The organism is Streptosporangium pseudovulgare, from assembly GCF_014648055.1.
Classification (GTDB): domain Bacteria; phylum Actinomycetota; class Actinomycetes; order Streptosporangiales; family Streptosporangiaceae; genus Streptosporangium; species Streptosporangium pseudovulgare.
Window position 1 is genome coordinate 99933 of sequence record NZ_BMQJ01000011.1, and the last position, 21557, is coordinate 121489.

The following is a 21557-nucleotide window of genomic DNA, read 5'->3' on the forward strand; positions in this document are numbered from 1 at the left end:
CCCGTTCGCTGTGGGCGCTTTCCGCTCACAGCGCAGCGTCGCCGGAAGAACGCGACGGCGCCGGACGCGACACGGGGAAAGGCGGGTCCCCCGGCGGGAGGGCGGCGCCTTCCTGTGTGATGATGGCCGCATCATGCCCGCCACCGAGCCCGTTCCCGCGACCGCGCTCTTCCGCCTCGCCCGCTCCGCGGCCTTCGCCGCCGTGGCGCTGGGGCTGAGCGCCGGGGCGCACGCGTTCGCCGGAGGCACGGTCACGGCCTGGGGCGCGGCGGGCGGGCTGGCGCTGGCGTTCGCGGCGGCCCTTCCGGCGACCGGCCGCGAGCGCGGCCTGGGGATGATCCTGCCGCTCCTGACCGGCGTGCAGGCCGCGCTGCACCTGCTGTTCGCGGTGACGGCCCCGGCCACCTGCCACGTCGTGCCGCCGGGGCCGTTCCCCGGTACGGCCGGACCGGGGCCGTACGCCGGCCTGACCGCGCCGCCCGGTTCGCTTCCGGACCCGCTCGCCGCCGTGGACCCGATGGCGGGCATGGCCGGGCACTCGGGGCTGGTCCCGGGCCTGGCGATGCTGGTCATGCACGGCTGGGCCATCGGGCTGACCGCGCTGTGGCTGGCCCGCGGGGAGGCACTGCTCTGGGCGGTGCTCCGGCGGCTCGGCGCCCGGTTCACGCCGGTCCTCGCCGGTGAGCCGTCCCCGGTCCCGAGGAAGCCCTCGGGCACGCCCCGCCGCGACGGCCCCGCCGTCCCGCGTCGCTCCTCGCTGCGGCACGCGGTCAGCAGACGCGGCCCTCCGGCGCCCGCGGCGTTCCTTCTCTGACATCTCCGGCGGCGTCTTCCGGCTGACCGCCCACCGGTCGCCCACCGGCCGCCCGCCGACGTTCGCGGCGGCCCCGGCACGGCCCGCTCCGCGTGGCTCCCGCACGGCCGGGCGCACGACCCGGCCCACCGGCCCGTCCGCGTACGGCACCGGCGTCCCGCCGTGATCGCTTCATTCCATCTCTCCGGCATCGAGGCGCCCCCTGCGCCTCCCGGCGCTCCCGCGGCGTGCAGAGCACCGCTCCGCCGCGGCGCCGTACCGTCTTCGAAAGGCATTTCCATGATCATCCGTCGTGTCGTCCCGGCCGGGCTCCTGGCCGTCCTCACCGCCGCCGCGGTGGGGGCCTGCGGCGCACAGCAGGACGCGCCGGCCCCGGACCGGGCGGCCGCACCGGCCGCCACCCCGGCCGCCGCGCCGTCCGGCTCGGGCACACCCGGCACGTCCTCCCCCCTGACGGTCACCGACCCCTGGGTGAAGACCGCGAAGAAGGGCATGACCGCCGCATTCGGCACCCTGGTCAACCACACCGCCGCCGACGTGACCGTCGTCTCCGCCACCTCCCCGCTGTCGTCGATGATCGAGCTGCACGAGGTGGCCGACGTCGGCGGCAAGCCGGTCATGCGGCCCAAGGAGGGCGGATTCACCGTCCCCGCGCACGGCACGCACCGGCTCCAGCCCGGCGGCGACCACATCATGCTGATGGGCGTCACCGAGGAGGTGAAGCCCGGCGCGCGGATCCCCTTCACCCTGACCCTCAAGGACGGCGGGACCATGGAGTTCACCGCGATCGGCAAGGACTTCGCCGGCGGCAACGAGAACTACGACTCCGGCGCGGGTAAGGGACACAGCTGATGGACCAGCCCCGGCTGACCCGGCGCGGGCTGCTCGCGGGGGGCGCCGCCACCGCGGCCGGCGCCCTCGCGGCGTGCGCCTCCGCGCAGACCGGCGCCAAGGCTGCCTACGCGGGGCCGTCGGCGTCCGGCGGGTCCGCGCCCCCCACCGGCTGGGCGGCCGAACCCTTCCACGGGCCGCACCAGGCCGGCATCACCACGACGCCGCAGGCCCACGCCGTCTTCGTCGGCCTGGACCTGCTGCCGGACGCCGACCGCGACGCCGTCGTACGGCTGATGCAGCTGCTCACCGACGACGCGCGCCGCCTGGCCGAGGGCCGGGCGGCCCTGGCCGACACCGATCCGGAGCTGGCCACGCTCCCCGCTCGGCTGACCGTCACCTTCGGCTTCGGGCCCGACCTGTTCCGGGCCGCGGAGGTGGCGGACCGCTGCCCGGAGTCGGTGGCGCCCCTGCCGAAGTTCGGAATCGACAGGCTGGACAAGCGGTGGACGGGCACGGACCTGCTGCTGCAGGTCTGCGCCGACGACGCCGTCACCCTCGCCCACGCCCTGCGCATGCTGGTCAAGGACGCCCGGTCCTTCGCCCGGGTGCGCTGGGTCCAGCGGGGGTTCCGGCGCGGCCCGCAGACCCAGGCGCCGGGCACGACCCAGCGCAACCTCATGGGCCAGCTCGACGGCACCGTCAACCCCCGCCCCGGCACGCCCGACTTCGACCGGGCCGTGTGGGTGGACGACGGCCCGGAGTGGCTGCGCGGCGGCACCACGCTGGTGCTGCGGCGCATCCGGATGGACCTGGAGACGTGGGACGCCGCCGACCGGACCGCCAAGGAGTTCTCGGTGGGCCGCCGGTTGGACACCGGCGCCCCGCTGACCGGCCGGAACGAGCGTGACGCGCCGGACTTCGGCATGGTCACGGCGGCGGGGTTCCCGGTCATCGCCGAGCAGGCCCACATCCGGCGGGCGCACGTCGCCGACCCGGGTATGCGGATCTTCCGCCGGGTCTACAACTACGACGAGGGCGTCACCTACGAGGGGCGACCCGACACGGGGCTGCTGTTCGCCTCCTACCAGGCCGACATCGCCCGGCAGTTCCTCCCCGTCCAGCGGAGGCTTGCCGAGGCGGACCTGCTGAACCAGTGGACGACGCCGGTCGGCTCGGCGGTGTACGCCGTCCCGCCGGGCTGCGGGCCCGACGGCTGGGTCGGTGAGACCCTGCTGTCCTGACCGGCCCGGCCGGGCGGCCGTCGCCGCCTGATCTCAGGGTCGTCGATGCCGCTCGCCGTTCCGGTTCCGGTGGGACTCATCCCGCCGGAACCGGAACGGCCGTCCGGGGATCGCCGTCAGGTGACCTTGTGGAGGTATCCCGCCGAGGCCCAGCCCAGCTTGCCGTTCGAGGCGCGGACGGCCACCCACCCCTTGACGGGTGAGCATCCCCCGGCGAACCGGCCGTCGGCCGGGGTCAGTCTGCCGACCCTGCGGGCGTCCGCCGCGGGCTGGGAGCGGACGTTGAGGTAACCGCCCGGCTGGAGCTTGACGACGCGGTAGTTGCACGTGAGGCCGGGCGGGATCTTGTCGTCGGAGGGGCTCTGCCCCTCGTCGACCTTTCGGAGGTATCTCGCCGAGGCCCAGCCCAGCCTGCCGTTGGACGCCTTGACCTCCACCCAGCCGTCGACGGCCGAGCACGAGCCCGCGAACGCCCCGTCGTCCGCCGTCAGTCTGCCGATCGGCCGGCCCTTCAGCGACGGCCGCGACCGGACGTTGAGGTGGCTGTCCGCCCGCACGCCCGTGACCCGGTAGGTGCACGCGAGGACGGTGTGGCCGCTTCCGTCGGTGGAGTGGCCGTGCCCGCCGTAGGGGTCGGGGGTGGCCGCGGGGCGCGGGGTCGCCGAGGAGTGTCCGGGGGTCGCCGCGACCGGCGGCCCGGAGGTCGCGGCGGGGGTGGCGGAGGTCATGGGGGTGGGGCTCGGGCTGGGAGTGGGGGTCGCCGAGGAGGCGAGGGCGGCGGCCGGCGGGGCGAGGATCGTGGACAGGCCCACGGTGGCGCCCACGGTGAACGAGGCCGCGACCCGTTTTCCGAGCATGACATCTCCCTTCGATTCGCATCGCACCCGTGGCCGCCGGACCCCCGAAGGTCATGGCACGGCATGCCACCTGCGATGTTAACGCAAAGTAGATATCCAATTACCCTAGGTGCAAACCCGCAAGCGGTTTCCCGGAAACCGTCCGCCACGGCACCCGACCGCCCGCCGCCCACACTCCGGCGCCGACCCCCTCCGTCCGCCCGCCGCCCTCCCCGGCCGTCGGTCAGTAGGACTGGAGCTCGACGAGGTTGCCCTCGGGGTCGCACACGTGGGCCGTACGCAGACCGGGCCCCCAGTCGGGGCGGTCCGCCGGAGGGGCGACCAGCCGCGCGCCGTACCGCACGTAGAGATCGGCGGCGGCGCCGACGTCCTCCACCCGGCTGACGAGCATGACCCGGCCCCCGCCGCACGGCGGGACCTCGGCGCCCCGGCCGTCCGGCAGGAGCCCGGCGCCGGCGGGGGACGTGTCGTCCGGGGAGGACCCGCCGACGTCCACGACCCCGGCCATCATGGCCCGGTCGAAGAGGGCGAGCACCCCCTGACCCTCGACGTCCCAGCTGGCGTACGGCCCGGCCGCCGACCCTCTCGCCAACGTGGCGCCGCACAGCGCCGGGAGGACGGCGTCGTAGAGCCGGAAGCACTCGGCGAAGCGGCCGACGAGCAGGCGGGGGTGGAAGACGTCCATCACGCGTCCAATCCGTGGGTTAACACCAATGATTGGTGACAACCTACAATATTTTCATGACGGACACTCCGCCCACCCTGACCGCGCTCACCGCCTACCTGCTGTCGAGGATCGGCAAAACCGCCAGGGGACAGGTCGCGGCCCGCCTCGGCGAGCGCGACCTGCGGTTCTGGCACATGTCGATGCTGGCGGCCCTGGCCGACTTCGGCCCTCACTCGCAGCGGGAGCTGGGCACCCGGCTCGGCATCGACCCCAGCGACGTCGTCAAGGCGCTCGACGAGCTCACCGCCGCCGGATGGGCCGAGCGGACCAGGGACCCCGCCGACCGCCGGAAGGTGCGGGTCGTCGTCACGCCCGAGGGCCGGGCCGCGCTGGCCGGGATGGTGCGGGACACCGAGGTCCTCCAGGACGGGCTGCTGGCCCCGCTGAACCCGCGGGAACGCGCCCGGCTGCACGACCTGCTGCTGAAGGTCTTCGAGCGGCCCTGAAAGACGAGGACCGGCCGCGGTTCCCGCCGGCCCGTCGGTCTATCGGTCCGCCGTGGCGGCGAGCCGGGCGCGGAGCGTGCGCAGCGCGTCGTCCACCAGCTCGGGCGTGCGCTGCTCCAGGCCGAACAGCACGTCCAGCGCCGGATCCGCCAGGGCCCAGAAGTCCAGCTTGCGGGCCAGCCGTACGGTGAACGGCAGGCCGCGGTGCGCCTGCACCCGCCGTACGAAGTCGGGGCCCGCCTCCGCCCAGAGGTAGGACAGGTCGTAGTCGGGGTCGCCGACCTCGGCGTCGCCGAAGTCGATGAGCCCGGTGATCTCGTCCCCGGTGACGAGCAGGTGGTCCAGGCTCACGTCGCCGTGCGTGAACGCGGGCCGGTAGGCGAAGTTGGCGTCGTCGCCGAGGTAGCCCTCCCAGACGGCCAGCAGCGTCCGCCCCTCCCCCGGCGTCAGCCTCGGCAGCACCTCCGCCCGGACGGCGGCCAGGTCGCCGGCGAAGTCCTCCCGCAGGTCCCAGGACGGCGCCCCCAGCTTCTCCGCCGTCTCCGCGGGGAAGGCGTGCAGGGCGTCGAGGATCCCGGCCACCTGCCGGACCGGCCCCGGCAGGCCGGGCAGCCCCCGGGCGTGCCAGCGCTCCGGAGTCAGCACCTCGCCCGGGACGAGCGGGTAGCCACAGAACGAGCCCGGCCCGAGGGGGTTGGGCGCGGTGAACAGGAACCGTGGAATCGCCACACCGAGGTCCCGGTGGAGGGTGAGCTCGGGCAGCAGCCGGGCCTCCTTGGCGACGCTCCCGGCCCCGTCGGAGTTCTTCGGCAGCCGCAGCACGATCGCGCCGTCCAGCAGCAGCGTCACGTTGTCCAGCCCCGCCCCCAGCGGCCGCAGCGGAGCGTTCCGCCGCTCCGGCAGCACATCGGCGAGCGCCTCCCGGACCTTCGGCTCCCAGTCGTCCGGCAACGAGACATCCCTGATCACGGACATACCGTACTAGCCGGTGCCGGCGAGCGCTCCACGTCCGCCCCTGCCCCCGGGAGGCCGGGAGGCCGGGAGGCCGGGAGGCCGGGAGGCCGGGACGCCGGGAGGCCGGGACGCCGGGAGGCCGGGAGGCCGGGAGGCCGGGACGCCGGGAGGCCGGGACGCCGGGAGGCCGGGGAACACCGGCCGTCGAAGACGCCGGAGCCCGTCCGCGGTGCCCCGGGGGACGAAGCGCTGACCGGATCGTTCCGCAGGCTGACCGGTTCACGCCTTCAGCTCCCGCCCCCACCCCGCCACCCTTGAGGGGTGAACAACGCACTCGTCGTCATCGACGTTCAGGAGTCCTTCCGGCAGATGCCGGACTGGGAGTTCGTATCGCAGCCGGACATCGTCGGCCAGGTCAACCGTCTGGTCACCGCGGCCCGCGCCCAGGACCACCTGGTGGTCTGGGTGCTCGGCTCCCGGCCGGGGTCCGGCACCGTGTTCGATCCGGCGCGGGGGCACGTCCGCCTGATGGACGGGCTCGAACCTCACGCGGGCGAGCCGCTCATCACCAAGACCGCGCACAACGCCTTCACCACCACGAACCTGCACCAGATCCTCACCGCTCACGGCATCCGGCGGCTGACCGTGTGCGGCATCCGGACCGAGCAGTGCTGCGAAACCACCACCCGGATCGCCTCCGACCTCGGCTTCGACGTCGTCTTCGTCACCGACGCCACCGCGACCACCCCCATCCCGCACCGTGACGCGCCGCAGGATCTGCCGTTCCCGCAACTGGTGGACGACCCGCGGACGCTGGGCGTCGCCGATGTCATCGCGCGCACCGAGTACGCGCTCGCGGACCGGTTCGCCGTCATCCGCACCGTCGACGAACTGGCCGGGGCATAGGCTCGGCGACTGTGCCCCGGGTCGTCTTCCTGCTCATCCCACGAGTGCACCTGCTCGACGTGGCCGGGCCGGCCCAGGTCTTCTCCACCGCGGCCGACTTCGGCCACGAGTACGTCCTGTCGTACGTGTCCGAGGAGACGCCCGTCGCCACCGTGCAGGGACTGCCCCTGCACGCCGAACACACGTGGCCCGACCTGGAACCGGACGATCTCATCGTCGTGCCGGGCTGGCGCGGCCCGACCCGCATGGCCGGGGCCGGCACCCTGCACCGGCTGCGCGAGCACCACGCGGCCGGCGGCACCGTGGCGGGTGTCTGCGCGGGCGCCGACGCGCTCGGCCGGGCCGGCCTGCTCGACGGCCGCCGCTGCACCACCCACCACGCGTCCCAGGACGAGCTCGCCCGCCTCTATCCGAGGGCCAGGGTCGTGCGCGACGTGCTCTACGTCGAGGACGGGCGGGTGGTGACCTCGGCGGGCGTGGCCAGCGGCATCGATGTGGCACTTCACCTGCTGAGCACCAGGCACGGGCCGTACGCCGCCGGCCGGGTGGCCCGCGCCATGGTGGTGCACGGTCGCCGCCAGGGAGCGTCACCGCAGGTCAGCGCGATGCTCCGGCACCGCGGCCACGACGACGAGACCGTTCACCGCATCCAGAACCTGATCGACGCGCGTTTCACCCAGCGGCTCCCACTCTCGACGCTGGCCGACGCGGCCGGCTGCAGCGAACGGACCGTCACCCGGCTCTTCCGGCACGCGACCGGCCTCACGCCGCTGGCCTACCAGACCGCGCTGCGCCTGGAGCGGGCCGAACACCTCCTGGGGCAGGGCGCGACGACAGAGACGGCCGCCCGCGAGGCCGGCTTCGGCGACGCACGGATGCTGCGCCGCCTGCGCGCCCGGATGTAGGCCCGGCGGAGGTTTCCGCCGGGTAAGACCGCGTTCATCCTGGAAGACCTCTCCACCGCGACGGTGACGCGAGGCGGGACGTCGGCCCAGGGGCAGGCGGGGACCACGGGGACGCCCGCCTGCCCCTGCCCCTCCGGAAAGCCTGGACGAAGGTGGTTACTTCCGGCCATCCGCACCAGCCCGGGACGCGTGAAACCATACGGCTGTGCCGAACAACGCCGTCCACGGGGATTCCGACCAGTTCACCGCTCGTCTCGTGGCCACCGCCGCCGCTCCGCTCGACCCCGCGTCGGCGGACGGTCCACAGGTGCTGCACTGGCCCGGGCGCAGGCTGCTGGTGCAGCGCGGGGACACCGAGCTGGCCATCCGCGACCTGGACGGGGAGGGGCTGGAGGTCCGCTTCCCCGCGCCCTGGCCCCGCCGGTACGGCTCGGTGGCGGTCTCTCCCACGGGTGACCTCGCCGTGTTCGCCGGCGTGCACGCGTTACGAGCCGTGGATTCGACCGGCGCCGTGCGGTGGGAGCTCCGGCACGGTTGCTGGTCCGCCGCCGTGTGCGCCGAGGCCCACGCCTCGTTCTCCGAGTACGCCGACGACCACCACCACGGCCACGCGGACAGCGGCTCGGCGGCGTTCTCCTCGGACGGCAGGCTCCTCTGGGCCCACATCCGCAGCCACGCCGGGCACGACACCAACGAGGAATGGCTGATCCTCGACCCCGCCGACGGCACGGTGCTGGCCCGGGCCGAGACGATGACCGTGGGATCGGGCTCCGCCCACTTCCCCCACCCGAACCCGGCGTACATGGGGCTGACGGTCGGCGAGGGTGAAGAGGACTCGCCCGTGCTGTGGGGACACTGGGATGGCGCGAGGCTCACCGTCCGGCGGTTCGTCGAGGAGGTCCTCCTCGCCGTCAGCCCGTCCGGGGAGTGCTTCCTGACCACGGATCCGGGACAGTGGTCCCTGTACCTGCACCGGGCGGAGGACGGCCTCGAACTGCGGCGCCTGGACGCCGAGGAGGCCGTGCCGCCTCCGTCGGGCGAGGACGACCGCGCTCGGTGGGACTACGAGGCGGCCTTCCCCTACGACGACACCGCCGTGGTCGGCACCGAGCACCACACGGACGCCGTTCCCCGCCACTGGGTCGTCGATCCACGCACGATGGGGGTGCGCGGCCGGATCGTCTACCCCTTCCCCATCGCGGGATCTCCTCGATCAGCAGGGGAGGCCGCCTGGTACACGGTCTCCAGGGACCAGACCACCCTCCATCTGTGGGACCTGCCGCACCGGGAATGAATCAATGTCCCAGGCGTTCGCGCGGCTCGGAGCCGGCACCGGGGTCCCGGTGATCCGGAGTGCCGTCGGCCCGCGCCGAACGGGGATGTCCCCCTACCGCGGCGATGACGCGGGGCAGGACGTCGGTCCAGGGGCGGGCGGGGACCACGGGGACGCCCGCCTCGGCGGCCAGGGCGGCGAGGCGGGCGCCGTAACGGGCGCTGGCGCGGGCGCGGGCGCGCTGGTCGCCGTGGCCGGGCTCGCGGCTCAGGTAGTTCGCCGCGATCTGCGCCTCGTCGGGCTCGTGCAGGACCACCGCCGCCACCCGCCCGTCCGCCGGGATCCCGGCGAAGGACTCCCGTACGGCCAGGCCGGGCAGAAGGTAGTCGCCCTCGACGACCACCGGGGTGCCGGTCTCCAGGTGGTTGGCCACCACCGCCTCGACGGCCGGGAGGAGCGCCTCGGCGATGGCGATCTGCAGGTCGGCGATGTCGTCGGCGGGCAGGCGGCCGTCCTCGGGGTGGGTGCGCCAGTGGTGCAGGAGCGGCTGCTGCTCGGGTGTGGTCATGGCGAGGAGCGCCTCGACGAGGTCGTCGACCTCCACGATCGGGACGCCGTGGAGCCGCGCCAGGGGGTAGCTGACCCGGGTCTTGCCGGTTCCGGAGGCGCCGCAGATCAGCAGCACGTCCCAGGGGCGCCGTGGCGCTGGCGAGAGCCGGCCGTCCGAGGACTCGTTCGACGGGTCCGCGCCGCCCAGCGGGTGCACGCTGTTCTCCGTACCGTCCGGGAAGCGTCCCTCGCCCGCCGGTCCGCTCGGGGAGCGCCCATCCGTGGCTCCGTACGGCGGGCGGATGACCTCGGTCGAGGCCGTCGGTGCGCTGTCGTGCATGTTTACCCCTCTGATCTGCGGACACTAAGTATTCCTGCATAGAGAGAACTTCGTGCAAGGGGAGGAACCACCCATGGGTGCTGACGACAAGATCTCCAACAAGGCCGAAGAGCTCGGAGGCAAGGTCAAGGAGGGCGTCGGCCGCGCCACCGACGACGAGCGGCTTGAGGCCGAGGGCCGGGCCGACCAGGGGGAGAGCAAGTTCAAGCAGGCCGGGGAGAAGCTGAAGGACAGCGCCAAGGACGTGAAGGACGCCTTCAAGCGTTGATCTCCCGGTCCGGCGGGCCGGAGTCCCCCGATTCAGGGGGATCGGAGGCTCCCGCCGCGGGAACTCGCAGGAAAGGGGCCCGGATTCCGGGCCCCTTTCTCATGGGCCCCTTGCTCGTGGGTCCTCTTCCCCACGGACCTCTTCCTCACGGGCCCCTTGCTCACGGACCCCTCGCTCACGAACCCTTTGTTCACGAGCTCCCGCGGCATCTCACGGGTTCGTGAATAATGCCTTGTAACTCGATCAGGTGGTTTTTAGGGTGACCCGATGTCTTCTCAACCCGCCCTCCTGCCGCGATCGACACCCGCCGCCTCGGGGGTGTCGTCCCGTTCGATCGCCGCGCTGCTGGACCGGCTCGAAGCACGATCCGTCGAGTGTCACTCGATCATGGTCGTACGCCACGGTCACGTCGTCGCCGAGGGCTGGTGGGCGCCGTACTCAGCCGGACGCCCGCACCTTCTCTACTCGCTGACCAAGTCGTTCACCTCGGTCGCCGTCGGGCTCGTGATCGCCGACGGGCTGCTCTCCCTGGACGACCGGGTGGTGGACGTGTTGCCCGACCACGTTCCGGCCGGCATCCCGGAGCAGGGGCGCCGCCTCACCGTTCACCACCTGCTGTCCATGACGGCCGGACACCGCACGGACAGCCTCGACGAGGCCTGGCGGCTGGAGCCGGGCGACCTGGTGAAGGGCTTCCTGCGCGTACCGTTTTCCGAGGCCGAGGGAACACGCCACACCTACGACAATTCGACCACCTTCATCCTGGCCCGGATGGTGGAACGGGTCACCGGCCGCGGCCTTCCGGAACTGCTCGACGAGCGCCTTTTCACGCCGATGGGCATCGACCACGCCGAATGGGACCGGGTGGCGAGCGGCGCCGCCTTCGGATTCCACGGCCTGCACCTCACGACCGAGGCCGTCGCCGCCTTCGGCGAACTGCTGCTGCGCGGCGGCCTGTGGGGCGACCGGCGACTCGTCCCCCGCGAATGGGTGGAGCTCGCGACCAGACGGCACATCGACACCCCGCAGGTCGAGGGCTGGTCGGAAAACCCCGACGCGCTCTGCGGCTACGGCTACCAGTTTTGGATGTCGCGTCACGGTTACCGGGGCGACGGTGCCTTCGGCCAGCTGTGCGTGGTCGTCCCGTCGCACGATCTCGTGGTCGCCGTGACCGGCGCGACGGTGCAGGGTGAGGAGATACTCGGCCCGCTGTGGGAGTGCCTGCTGCCCGGAATGGACCAGGCGGGAAGCGCCCAGGACGACGAGGTCCTCGCCGATCGGCTGCGGCGGCTGTCACTCGCGCCGGTACCGGGTTCGGCCGCCCCGGGGCGTTCCGTCAAGGCGAGGCTCGACGCCTCCGCCGAGGGTTCGGCGCTGCCCGACGGGACCACGGTGATCGTCGATCCCGTGGACGGCGGATGGCTCCTGCGGTTCGGGGCGCTCCTCGACGTCGAGGCCGGCCACGGCGAATGGCGGGAAAGCTCACCGCTCGGCCGTCCTGTCGTCGCGGCCGGCGCCTGGCAGGGCGACACGTTCGTCGCCGATCTCTACGTCATCACCACCCCGCACCGGGTCCGGCTGGTGGTCGACGCCGACGCCGGAACGGCGGTGGCGACGTGGAACGTCGCGCCCCTGACCGGCCCCGATCTGGCGTTGCATCTGCGGTCGCCGCTGATGACACGGCCCGACGTCGCGTAGGCACTGCGCAGGCACCGCGTAGGCACCGCACCGGCGGCCGCTCCCCGGCCGCAGGAGTCCTCTCCTTACGGCCGGGGCCGCTCCCCCGCGGGCTCCCCGCGGCCGGAGCCGCTCTCGTGAGCCGCGGTCCCGCTACGAGGCCGGTCCCATCTCCGGCTCGGGCGTCCGCTTGCCCGCCCCCTCTCCGGCACCCATTCCCTCCTCGGGACCGGGACCGGGACCGGGACCAGGAGCTGCGCCGTCGAGGAGGTCCCCCGGGTCGTCCGAGGGCAGATCCGCCAGGAGCGGGCGGTCGGGGAACGTCGTGTCCGCGGCCGATCTCTCGGCCACCACCCGGCTCTCGCCGTCGATGCCGCGCGGCGCCGGCGGCGGGTCGTCCGGTGTACCGCCGTGGTGTTTCCCGGCGGGGTCGTGGTCCTCGCCGGTGGGGTCACGGTCCTCCCCCATGGGACCGCCGCCGCCCTCTGCTGCTTCCTCGGGTGCTGCGTGCTCGTTCATACGAACACCACTCCCCGGCAAAGCACTAAATATGTCCGTTTTAGGCATGTCGGCGAGCGATCGGGTAGGGAACCGGCTGAAGGGGGGAGAGACGATGACCGTGACGCGGTTTCATGATCTGCCGCTCGCCGACCGGGACAGGGACTGGGACGCGGACGCGGCCGAGAAGCGGGTCCGCGAGTGGGCGGGCGCCGAGGAGAAGCCGAACGCGAAGTACCGGGAGGCGCACGTCTGGTACGACGGCGAGGAGCCGGAGAACTTCGAGAGCTACAAGCTGCCGGTCGCCGACGTGATCGGCGGCGAACTGAAGGTCGTGCCGCACGCCGTGATGGCGGCCGGGGCGGTCATGCAGGGGGCGCGGGGCGGGGTGAAGATCCCCCGGGACGAGGTGGACCGGGTCAGGTCCCACCTGGCCAGGTACTACGCGAAGATGGGCGACACGCCGCCCTGGGAGCGCTGACCGGTGCCGCGCTTCGAGTTCGCCTTCGAGTCGACGTGGATGACGCCGCTGAGGCTGATGGGCGTCACCCCCGAGCGGGCGTTCGTCGTCATCCACGCCGGTGAACTGTGGGTGCGCTTCGGCCCCTGGCGGCTGCGCACACCCCTCACCAACATCTCGGGCGCCCTCGTCACCGGCCCGTACACGCCGTGGAAGGTCATCGGGCCGCACCTGTCGCTGGCTGATCGGGGCGTGACCTTCGGGACGAGTACCCAGAAGGGCGTATGCGTCCTGTTCCACCGGCCGGTGCCCGCGCTCGTGCCGGGGCGTCTGCTGACCCACCCCGGCGCAACCCTCACCGTGTCGGACCCCGAAGGACTGGTGGAGGCACTTCGACAGCCGCAGAGCACATGACCGGCGGACACCCGGGTAGCAGGGTGGAGCTGATCAAGAGGAGGGGAGCAATGACCGAGGAGAACCAGGAAGGACTGGACCCCCGGGGACGGCCGATGGTCCCGACGACGCCGCGGGACGTGGTCTACATCCGGCTGGCGTCGTTCGCGCTGATACCGATCGTGATTCTCGCCGTGTTCGGCTTCGCGACCGGCACCTCGTGGCTGGTCATCGCCGCCGTGGTCCTCGCGGTGATAGCGATCGCGTTCATCGTGGTCGGTGTCCGCCGCCAGTCACGGAGGCCCGGCTCGACCACGGAGGAGGCGGGCTGAGGCGGCGCGCCTGGCGGCGGCTTCGGGAGGCGGACGGCCTTCCCGGGGCCGCCGACGCTTTTCCGCAGCGCTTTTCCACGGGGAGACCGCGCCGTACGGAGAAACCGCGCCGTACGGGGAGACCACGCCGTACGAGGAACCGCGCCGTACGAGGAACCGCGCCGTACGAGGAACCGCGCCGTGCGAAGGGCCAAGCCGTACGGAGGATCAGAGGGCGGCGTCGACCGCCTCGGGCGACAGGATGTGGTCGAGGACCATGTGGGCGCAGCCGACGATGCCCGCGCCCGGGCCGAGGCGGCTGCGCTCGATCCGCAGGTTGCGGGTGGACAGGGCGGTGGAGCGTCGGTGGACGACCTCCCGCACGCCCGACACCAGCGGCTGGAACGCCTCGGCGACGTCGCCGCCCAGGACGACCACGGCGGGGTTGAGCAGGTTGACCGCGGTGGCGACGACCTCGCCGAGCATCCGGGCGGCGTTGCGGACGACGGCCATGGTCTCGGCGTCCCCGGCGCGGACCAGGCTGACCACGTCCGCCAGTGACGCCACCTGGTAGCCGCGGTCGCGCAGGTCGCGCAGGATGGCGGTGCCGCTGGCCACCGAGTCGACGCAGTCGACGTTGCCGCACCGGCACAGCACTCCCCCGCCGTCGCGGACCGGGATGTGCCCGATCTCCCCGGCCGCGCCCAGCGCCCCGCGCAGGATCTCCCCGCCCGCGATGACGCCGGCGCCGATGCGGGTGGAGACCTTGATGAACAGCAGGTCGTCGGCGTCCCCGGCGTAGGCCGCGCGGTGCTCGCCGATCGCGATGACGTTCACGTCATTGTCGAGGAAGACCTGGACGGGGAAGCGCTCGGCGATGATCGGCGGGATGGCGACGCCGGTCCAGTTCGCCATGATCCGGGCGCTCTCGGTACGGCCGGCCGCGAACTCGACCGTCGCGGGGACGCCCAGGCCGACGCCGCGCACCTGGGACAGGGGCCGGTCGCCGAGCAGTTCGGCCCAGGTGTCCATGACCAGGGGCAGGACGGTGTCCGGGCCCTCCTCCACGTCCACGGCGAGGCTCACGCCGTCCAGCCGCCGCCCGGCGAGGTCGCAGACGGCGATCTGCGCACGGCTGGCGCCCAGGGATGCGACGAGGACGACGCCGCCCGCGGCGTTGAAGACGAGCCGGGTGGGCGGGCGGCCGCCGGTGGAGGGCCCCTCGCTGTCCTCCACGACGAGCCCGTGGTCCAGCAGCTCGGTGACGCGCAGCGAGACGGCCGGTCGGGACAGGCCGGTGACCCGGCCGATGTCGGCGCGCGTGACGGCTTCACCAGCGCGGATGAGGCGGAGCACCTCACCGCTGGTGGCGAGGGCGGCAGCGGGACGACGAGGCATCGGTCAAGTGAACCACACGGAGTTATGGAACCAAAACTCCGAGCTTTCTCATCTCAAATTACAAAACTCCGCTTGTGTGAAGCGCAAGATGTGGCTACTGTCCGATCCATCCCCTAATCCGGTAGATCACTACGGAGCAATCCTCATGTCCGAGACCCCGCGGCCCGCCGACCTGATCGTCTTCGGCGGCACAGGCGACCTCTCCATGCGGAAGCTCCTGCCCGCGCTGTATCACTGTGACCGCGACGACCGCCTGGCCCCCGAGACCCGCATCATCACGATGTCCCGGGGCGGGCTCGACGACGCCGACTTCCGCGGCAAGGTGGACGCCGAGGTGCGCGGCTATGTCCCGGCGGACGACCACGCCACCTGGCAGCGCTTCCTGGGCCGCCTGCACCACGTCTCCATCGACGTCGGCGGCCAGGACACCGAGGGCTGGTCGCGCACCGCCCGCCTGCTCGCCGGGCACGAGGAACGCGACCGGATCTTCTACCTCGCCAGCCCGCCCATGACGTTCGGCCCGTTCTGCCGCGAGCTGCACCGGGCCGGCCTGGTCACCCCCGCCTCGCGGGTGGTGCTGGAGAAGCCGCTGGGCCGCGACCTGGCCAGCGCCCAGCGGATCAACGACGAGGTCGGCGCGATCTTCGACGAGCGGCAGATCTACCGGATCGACCACTACCTGGGCAAGGAGACGGTCCAGAACCTCCTGGTGCTGCGGTTCGCCAACGCGTTCCTGGAGCCGATCTGGAACTCCCTGTGGATCGACCACGTCCAGATCACCGCCGCCGAGACCGTGGGCACCCCTGGCCGCCGCGGCTACTACGACCACGCGGGCGCGCTGCGCGACATGGTGCAGAACCACCTGCTGCAGCTGCTGTGCCTGGTGGCGATGGAGCCCCCGTCACGCAACGACCGGGAGTCGATCCGCGACGAGAAGGTCAAGGTCCTGCAGTCGCTGCGGCCGATCGTCGGCGGCGAGGTCGACCGGTTCACCGTCCGCGGCCAGTACACGGCGGGCGAGTGCGACGGCGTCCGGGTGCCGGGCTACCTCGACGAGCCCGACAGCACCGCGCCCACCGAGGCCTCCCGCCGGGTGGAGACCTTCGCCGCGATCCGCGCCGAGGTGAAGAACTGGCGCTGGGCGGGCGTGCCGTTCTACCTGCGCACCGGCAAGCGCATGCCGTACCGGTCCACGGAGATCGTGGTGCAGTTCAAGGACGTGCCCCACTCGATCTTCCCGGGCAGCGCGCCCAACCGGCTGGTGCTGCGGCTGCAGCCGAGCGAGGGCATCCGGCTGCACCTGATGGCCAAGGAGCCGGGCGCGGGCGAGGTGGCGCTCAAGCCGGTCCCGCTCAGCCTCAGCTTCGCCGAGACCTTCACCTCCCGGGTGCCCGAGGCCTACGAGCGGCTGCTCATGGACGTCCTCGCCGGCAACCCGACGCTGTTCATGCGGCGTGACGAGGTGGAGGCCGCCTGGCGGTGGATCGACCCGATCCTGCACGAGTGGGAGGCGCAGGGCGCCGCGCCCGAGCCGTATCCGGCGGGCAGCCCCGGCCCGGCCGGGGCGCACGAGCTGGTGCTGCGCAGCGGCCGCTACTGGTACGAGGACGACCTCGCGTGACCGGCCGCCGCACCCCCGCTGGACGCCCCGCGTGAGGAGCCTTCCGTGACCGATCGCCGCACCCGCCGCGAGGCGCCCCAGGTGAGGAGCCTTCCGTGACCGGCCGCACCGACCCCGGACGCACCGACCCCCGACCCGACGACGACGAAGGAGGCCGGGTGAACCCCGTCATCCAGGAGATCACCGACCGCCTGATCGAGCGCAGCCGCGCCAGCCGTACCGCCTACCTGGCGCGGATCGACGCCGAGGCCGAGGAGGCCCGCCGGCGCGGACCGGCCCGCTCCTCTCTGGGCTGCGCCAACCTGGCCCACGGCTTCGCCGCCGCCCCGGGAGCCGACAAGCTCGACCTCCGGGCCTCGGTCAAGCCGGGCGTGGCGATCGTGTCGAGCTACAACGACATGCTGTCGGCGCACCAGCCGTACGAGACCTACCCGGCGATCCTCAAGGCGGCCGTCCGTACGGCGGGCGGCGTGGCGCAGTTCGCCGGCGGCGTGCCCGCCATGTGCGACGGCATCACCCAGGGCCGCCCGGGCATGGAGCTGTCGCTCTACAGCCGCGAGGTCATCGCGATGGCCACGGCGATCGCGCTCTCCCACGACATGTTCGACGCCTCCCTCATGCTGGGCGTCTGCGACAAGATCGTGCCGGGTCTGCTGATCGGCGCGCTGCACTTCGGCCACCTGCCGGCCGTGTTCGTCCCGGCGGGGCCGATGGGCTCCGGTCTGCCCAACAAGGTCAAGGCGCGCACCCGGCAGCTGTTCGCCGAGGGCAAGGTCGGCAAGGACGAGCTGCTGGACGCCGAGGCGCGGTCGTACCACTCCCCCGGCACCTGCACCTTCTACGGCACCGCCAACTCCAACCAGGTCATGATCGAGGTCATGGGCCTGCACCTGCCGGGCGCGACCTTCGTCAACCCCCGCACCGAGCTGCGCCAGGCGCTGACCGAGGCGGCCGGGCGGCGGGCGGTGGCGCTGACCGCGCACGGCGCCGAGTACACCCCCGTGGGCCGGGTCGTCGACGAGAAGGCGATCGTCAACGCCTGCGTGGCGCTGCTGGCCACCGGCGGCTCGACCAACCACACCATGCACCTCGTCGCGATCGCCGCGGCGGCCGGCATCGAGCTGCTCTGGGACGACCTGGCCGCCCTGTCGAAGGCGGTGCCGCTGCTGACCCGCATGTACCCCAACGGGCAGGCCGACGTGAACCACTTCCAGGCCGCCGGCGGCATGCAGGTGCTCATCGGCGAGCTGCTGGATGCCGGGCTGCTGCACCGCGACGTGCTGACGATCGCCGGGCGCGGGCTGGACCACTACCGCTCGGCCCCGGCGCTCAAGGACGGCGAGCTGGTCTGGGAGGAGCGCACCGAGGGCAGCGCCGACCCCGACGTGCTGCGGCCGGTCGGCGACGCGTTCTCCCCCGACGGCGGTATCCACATGCTCGACGGCAACCTGGGCCGCGCGGTCAGCAAGGTCTCGGCGGTCAGGCCCGAGCACCTGGTCGTCGAGGCCCCGGCGAAGGTCTTCGACGACCAGCTCGACCTGCTGCGCGCCTTCGAGGCGGGCGAACTGGACGGGCAGGACTTCGTCGCGGTCATCCGCTACCAGGGTCCCAGCGCGAACGGCATGCCGGAGCTGCACAAGCTCACCCCGCCGCTGGCGGTGCTGCTGGACCGCGGGCAGCGGGTGGCGATCGTCACCGACGGCCGCATGTCCGGCGCGTCGGGCAAGGTCCCGGCCGCCATCCACCTGTCGCCCGAGGCCGCCCACGGCGGACCGATCGCGCTGGTCCGCGACGGCGACCCGATCCGCCTGGACTCCGCCGCGGGCACCCTGGAGCTGCTGGTGCCCGCCGAGGAGCTGGCCGCCCGCACGCCGCAGGGCGCCCCGCTCAGCGACGCCCAGTGGGTCGGCACCGGCCGTGAGCTGTTCGCCGCGTTCCGCCGTACGGCCGGCCCCGCCGAGCGCGGCGCCGGGATCTTCGCGCTGAACGGCCGCGCCGAGAGCCTCGCCGACGGCGCCGGCGCGGCCGGGAGCACGGCCGCCGCGGGGGACGCCCGGTGAACCTCCCCTGGCTCGTCGCCGACGTCGGCGGCACCAACGCCCGGTTCGGCCTGGTCACCGAACCGGGGCGGGGACCCGGCTCGGTGGCCGTGCTCGCCGTCGCCGACCACGCCGGGCTCCCCGAGGCCGTGACCGCCTACCTCGCCGAGCACGCGGACGGGGCCCGGCCGGAGGCGGCGTGCGTCGCGATCGCCGGACCGGTCGAGGGCGACCGCTACCGGCTCACCAACGCCGGGTGGGCGGGGTCGGTCCGCGACCTGGGCATCCCGCACGTCGAACTGGTCAACGACTTCGAGGCGCTGGCCGCGTCCCTGCCGCATCTGCCGGCCGCGGAGCTGGTCGGCCTAGGCGGTCCCGCGCCCGGGCACGGCGTCAAGGTCGTGCTGGGCCCGGGGACGGGCCTCGGCGTGGCGGGCCTGGTGCCCGCGGCCGAGGGCTGGATACCGGTGCCCGGCGAGGGCGGCCACGTCACCGTGCCGGTCCTGGACGAGCGCGACCACGAGATCGTCCGGGCGCTGCGCGCCGAGGGGATGGGCCACGTGGTGGCCGAGCACCTGCTGTCGGGGCCGGGGCTGGCCCGGTTGCACCACGCCCTCGCGCTGGTGCGCGGCGTCGAGGCGCCGCGGCTGGCCGCCTCGGACATCGTGGCCAGGATGGACGACTCGCTGTGCGCGGAGACCGTCGAGGTCTTCTGCGGAATGCTCGGCACCTTCGCCGGGAACGTCGCGCTGACCCTGGGCGCCCGCGGCGGCGTCTACCTGGGCGGCGGGGTGCTGCCGCGCATCGTGGAGCGGGTCCGCGCCAGCGACTTCCGCCGCCGGTTCGAGGCCGCCCCCACCATGACCGGCTATCTTTCGGGCATCGCCACCTCGCTGATCGTCTCCCCGCAGCCCGCGCTGCTCGGGGCCGCGGCCTGGCTGGGCCAGCGCCTGGCCGCCGCGCCGAAGTCGTCGAAGCCATCGAAGTTGGAGTACGCATGAGCCTGCTGGACATCGCCCCGGTGATCCCGGTCGTCGTGATCGACGACCCGGAGACCGCCGTCCCCCTGGCGCGGGCCCTGGCGGCGGGCGGCCTGCCCGTCATCGAGGTGACCCTCCGTACGGCCTGCGCGCTGGACGCCGTCGCGCGGATCGCCGCCGAGGTGCCCGAGGCGGTCGTCGGGGCGGGCACCGTCCGCACGCCCGCCGACGTGACCGCCTCGGTGGCGGCCGGCGCCAGGTTCCTGGTCAGCCCGGGGAGCACCCCGAGGCTCCTGGACGCCATGGAGGAGGGCGGCATCCCGTTCCTTCCCGGCGCGGCGACCTCCTCCGAGGTCATGGCTCTGGCCGAGCGCGGGCTGACGGAGATGAAGTTCTTCCCGGCCGAGGCCGCCGGCGGCGTGCCCTACCTGAAGTCGCTGGGCGGGCCGCTGCCCGAGGTGCGGTTCTGCCCGACGGGCGGGATCAGGCTCCAGACCGCGCCGGAGTATCTGGCGCTGGCGAACGTCGGGTGCGTGGGCGGGACCTGGCTCACCCCGGCCGACGCGCTGGCGGCCGGTGACTACGCCCGGATCGAGAAGCTCGCCGCCGAGGCGGCCGCGCTCCGCTAGCCGTACGGCCGGCGCCCGGCGGAGCCCCGGAGCCCGGAGCCGGTCCGGCGGAGCCCCGCACCGGCTCGCCGGGCCGGGGACCCGGCGCATGAGACCCGCGCGGACCCCCTCCCTGGTCCGCGCACGGGCCATGAGGCACCGTGACCCGGTGCGCCTCTCATGGGATCGAGGCCCGCGTCCGCCCACCCGGCGGTCGCGGGCCGCCCCTTTTCCCGCCTCCCCCCGCTTCTCCCTCCGCGGGGGCGGGCCGGTCTCCGGCCCCTGGGCCTGACCGGCGGATCCACGCCCGCGGCACGGAACCGGCCGTCCCCCGTCATGCGGGGACGGCCGGTTCCGTGCCTTCCGGGCCCCGGGGTCAGCCGGGCGGGCGGCCCGTCCCCTCTCCGGGGAGGTAGCCGCCGTCGTCGGCGTCGGTCCCGCCCAGGCCGCCGTTCGGGTCCTCCTCGTCGGAGGAGGACCAGTCCAGGTCGGCGTTCACGGTCCCGGTCTCCCGCGGGGCGTCGGGGCCGCGCCGGGGCTCCTCGTCCTCGTCGCGCCCGGCGGGCCGGGCGCTGGTCTTCCCCATCGAGGCCGGGCCGATGTCGCCGCCCATGTCGTGCAGCTCGGGGTCGAAGGGCGTCCCCCGGTACTTGCGCAGCTCCTCCTCGCGCCGCCGGGCGCGCTCTTCCTCGTTCGTCTCCTCGCTCACGGCGCTCTCCTCCCGTGTCGCTTCTTCCCCCTCACCGTTCTGCGGTGCCCAGTCGCCGATGTCCGTAACGGGTGTTTCCCGGCATGCCGGAAACGACGGCCGGCGCAGAACCCGATGAGCCGCCGGGTCAGTCCTTCCTGCCCATGACGTCGCGGATCACGTCGCGGACCCGATCCATGATCGCCAACGGGGTGCCCATCAGCACGTTCTTCGTCGCCGACTCCACCCCCGGGTGCGGGTGGGTCGGGGCCATCGCCTCGGCGGCCTTCACCCCGGCCGCCATCGCCCGCCGCTCGGCCTCGCTGGTGCGGGCGCGCAGCGCGGTGAACTCGTGGCGCTCCTCGTTCTCGGCGTGGGCGAGCACGGCCCCGCGCAGCAGCGTGAGGTCGGCGAGGAACCGCGGGTCCTCCACGCCCGCCTCATCCATCCGCAGGAGGAGCCGCTTGGCCTCGTTCTCCTCCTTCAGGCGGTCGTCCACCACGGCGTCGCCGCCGTCGAGCTTGCGGCGGGCGTAGGGATGGACGATCTCCTCCTCCGCCGTCTCGTGCACGGCCAGCAGCCGCACCAGCGAGCGGAACGCCTCGGCCCGCCTGTCGGCCGGCGCCCTCTCCACCTCGTCGAACATCTCCCTGATCATGGAATGCTGCAGCAGCAGCAGGTCCACGACGTCGTTCTCACCCATCAGCTCGGGAACCGGCCGGTCGTCACCCATGTTCTCTCCCTCTGTCCACATGCCGCCTACCCCCGCT

24 protein-coding genes are annotated in these 21557 nt (G+C 73.4%); 16 read left to right on the plus strand and 8 right to left on the minus strand.

The genetic code is table 11. The features are described from left to right. Positions 1-133 precede the first annotated feature (133 nt). From IEZ10_RS21845 to IEZ10_RS21855, 3 genes are all read left to right on the plus strand, one after another. The gene (locus IEZ10_RS21845) at positions 134-814 is read left to right on the plus strand and encodes a hypothetical protein (protein ID WP_189248361.1); all 681 of its coding nucleotides are present in this window, start codon (positions 134-136) and stop codon (positions 812-814) included. 279 nt (positions 815-1093) lie between these two features. Further along, positions 1094-1666 (plus strand): copper chaperone PCu(A)C, encoded by a 573-nt coding sequence (locus IEZ10_RS21850; protein ID WP_189248362.1) that lies wholly within the window; start codon positions 1094-1096, stop codon positions 1664-1666. Further along, positions 1666-2889, plus strand: a complete 1224-nt coding sequence (locus IEZ10_RS21855; protein WP_229811502.1) for a Dyp-type peroxidase — start codon at positions 1666-1668, stop codon at positions 2887-2889. The genes IEZ10_RS21850 and IEZ10_RS21855 overlap by 1 nt, the downstream gene beginning before the upstream one ends. A gap of 116 nt (positions 2890-3005) precedes the next feature. On the opposite strand, the gene IEZ10_RS21860 is transcribed toward IEZ10_RS21855, so the two are convergent. Continuing rightward, on the minus strand, positions 3006-3746 hold the full coding sequence (locus IEZ10_RS21860) for an SH3 domain-containing protein (protein WP_189248363.1): 741 nt from the start codon (positions 3744-3746) through the stop codon (positions 3006-3008). 223 nt (positions 3747-3969) lie between these two features. Next, the gene (locus tag IEZ10_RS21865; RefSeq protein WP_189248519.1) at positions 3970-4431 is read right to left on the minus strand and encodes a VOC family protein; all 462 of its coding nucleotides are present in this window, start codon (positions 4429-4431) and stop codon (positions 3970-3972) included. A gap of 56 nt (positions 4432-4487) precedes the next feature. On the opposite strand from IEZ10_RS21865, the gene IEZ10_RS21870 reads away from it, so the two are divergent. After that, entirely contained in the window at positions 4488-4919 is a 432-nt protein-coding gene (locus IEZ10_RS21870; protein ID WP_189248364.1) for a MarR family winged helix-turn-helix transcriptional regulator, read from the plus strand. Positions 4920-4958: 39 nt separating this feature from the next. Here IEZ10_RS21870 and IEZ10_RS21875 read toward each other — a convergent pair whose 3' ends face one another. Next, a complete protein-coding gene (locus tag IEZ10_RS21875) occupies positions 4959-5888 on the minus strand; it encodes a phosphotransferase (protein ID WP_189248365.1) in 930 nt (309 codons plus the stop codon). A 306-nt stretch (positions 5889-6194) separates the two neighbouring features. On the opposite strand from IEZ10_RS21875, the gene IEZ10_RS21880 reads away from it, so the two are divergent. The 3 genes from IEZ10_RS21880 to IEZ10_RS21890 all read left to right on the plus strand — a co-directional run bounded on the left by IEZ10_RS21880 (position 6195) and on the right by IEZ10_RS21890 (position 8978). Next, entirely contained in the window at positions 6195-6779 is a 585-nt protein-coding gene (locus tag IEZ10_RS21880; protein WP_189248366.1) for a cysteine hydrolase family protein, read from the plus strand. An 11-nt stretch (positions 6780-6790) separates the two neighbouring features. Next, complete coding sequence (locus IEZ10_RS21885) at positions 6791-7684, plus strand: GlxA family transcriptional regulator (protein WP_189248367.1); 894 nt, start codon at positions 6791-6793, stop codon at positions 7682-7684. A gap of 205 nt (positions 7685-7889) precedes the next feature. Further along, entirely contained in the window at positions 7890-8978 is a 1089-nt protein-coding gene (locus tag IEZ10_RS21890; RefSeq protein ID WP_189248368.1) for a hypothetical protein, read from the plus strand. Between the two features lies 1 nt (position 8979). Here the strand turns inward: IEZ10_RS21890 and IEZ10_RS21895 are convergent, their stop codons facing one another. After that, entirely contained in the window at positions 8980-9846 is an 867-nt protein-coding gene (locus IEZ10_RS21895) for a hypothetical protein (RefSeq protein ID WP_229811503.1), read from the minus strand. Positions 9847-9919: 73 nt separating this feature from the next. Here IEZ10_RS21895 and IEZ10_RS21900 point away from each other — a divergent pair, with 73 nt between their 5' ends. Both IEZ10_RS21900 and IEZ10_RS21905 read left to right on the plus strand, forming a co-directional pair. Then, the gene (locus IEZ10_RS21900) at positions 9920-10114 is read left to right on the plus strand and encodes a CsbD family protein (protein WP_179818094.1); all 195 of its coding nucleotides are present in this window, start codon (positions 9920-9922) and stop codon (positions 10112-10114) included. A 267-nt stretch (positions 10115-10381) separates the two neighbouring features. Continuing rightward, positions 10382-11812, plus strand: coding sequence for a serine hydrolase domain-containing protein (locus IEZ10_RS21905; RefSeq protein ID WP_189248369.1), 1431 nt, complete (start codon positions 10382-10384; stop codon positions 11810-11812). 132 nt (positions 11813-11944) lie between these two features. Here IEZ10_RS21905 and IEZ10_RS21910 read toward each other — a convergent pair whose 3' ends face one another. Further along, positions 11945-12310 carry a hypothetical protein gene (locus IEZ10_RS21910; protein WP_189248370.1) on the minus strand — a complete coding sequence of 122 codons (366 nt, stop codon included), beginning with the start codon at positions 12308-12310 and terminating at the stop codon, positions 11945-11947. Positions 12311-12404: 94 nt separating this feature from the next. Here IEZ10_RS21910 and IEZ10_RS21915 point away from each other — a divergent pair, with 94 nt between their 5' ends. Genes IEZ10_RS21915 through IEZ10_RS21925 form a run of 3 tightly spaced genes read left to right on the plus strand, consistent with a single transcriptional unit; the run spans position 12405 to position 13474 of the window. Then, entirely contained in the window at positions 12405-12770 is a 366-nt protein-coding gene (locus IEZ10_RS21915) for a hypothetical protein (RefSeq protein WP_189248371.1), read from the plus strand. A 3-nt stretch (positions 12771-12773) separates the two neighbouring features. Beyond that, complete coding sequence (locus IEZ10_RS21920) at positions 12774-13163, plus strand: hypothetical protein (RefSeq protein WP_229811504.1); 390 nt, start codon at positions 12774-12776, stop codon at positions 13161-13163. 50 nt (positions 13164-13213) lie between these two features. Continuing rightward, the gene (locus IEZ10_RS21925; protein ID WP_189248372.1) at positions 13214-13474 is read left to right on the plus strand and encodes a hypothetical protein; all 261 of its coding nucleotides are present in this window, start codon (positions 13214-13216) and stop codon (positions 13472-13474) included. A gap of 207 nt (positions 13475-13681) precedes the next feature. Here the strand turns inward: IEZ10_RS21925 and IEZ10_RS21930 are convergent, their stop codons facing one another. Then, a complete protein-coding gene (locus tag IEZ10_RS21930; RefSeq protein ID WP_189248373.1) occupies positions 13682-14851 on the minus strand; it encodes an ROK family transcriptional regulator in 1170 nt (389 codons plus the stop codon). A gap of 145 nt (positions 14852-14996) precedes the next feature. Here IEZ10_RS21930 and zwf point away from each other — a divergent pair, with 145 nt between their 5' ends. The 4 genes from zwf (at position 14997) to eda (ending at position 20120) form a co-directional block, all read left to right on the plus strand. Next, positions 14997-16472 (plus strand): glucose-6-phosphate dehydrogenase, encoded by a 1476-nt coding sequence (gene zwf, locus IEZ10_RS21935; RefSeq protein WP_189248374.1) that lies wholly within the window; start codon positions 14997-14999, stop codon positions 16470-16472. Between the two features lie 158 nt (positions 16473-16630). Then, entirely contained in the window at positions 16631-18532 is a 1902-nt protein-coding gene (gene edd / locus IEZ10_RS21940) for a phosphogluconate dehydratase (protein ID WP_189248521.1), read from the plus strand. Beyond that, the gene (locus tag IEZ10_RS21945) at positions 18529-19512 is read left to right on the plus strand and encodes a glucokinase (RefSeq protein WP_189248375.1); all 984 of its coding nucleotides are present in this window, start codon (positions 18529-18531) and stop codon (positions 19510-19512) included. The genes edd and IEZ10_RS21945 overlap by 4 nt, the downstream gene beginning before the upstream one ends. Continuing rightward, complete coding sequence (gene eda / locus IEZ10_RS21950; RefSeq protein WP_189248376.1) at positions 19509-20120, plus strand: bifunctional 4-hydroxy-2-oxoglutarate aldolase/2-dehydro-3-deoxy-phosphogluconate aldolase; 612 nt, start codon at positions 19509-19511, stop codon at positions 20118-20120. The genes IEZ10_RS21945 and eda overlap by 4 nt, the downstream gene beginning before the upstream one ends. A gap of 355 nt (positions 20121-20475) precedes the next feature. On the opposite strand, the gene IEZ10_RS21955 is transcribed toward eda, so the two are convergent. Together IEZ10_RS21955 and IEZ10_RS21960 are read right to left on the minus strand one after the other, a co-directional pair. Beyond that, positions 20476-20808 carry a hypothetical protein gene (locus IEZ10_RS21955; protein WP_189248377.1) on the minus strand — a complete coding sequence of 111 codons (333 nt, stop codon included), beginning with the start codon at positions 20806-20808 and terminating at the stop codon, positions 20476-20478. Positions 20809-20935: 127 nt separating this feature from the next. Next, positions 20936-21520, minus strand: a complete 585-nt coding sequence (locus IEZ10_RS21960) for a hemerythrin domain-containing protein (RefSeq protein ID WP_229811505.1) — start codon at positions 21518-21520, stop codon at positions 20936-20938. Positions 21521-21557 lie beyond the last annotated feature (37 nt).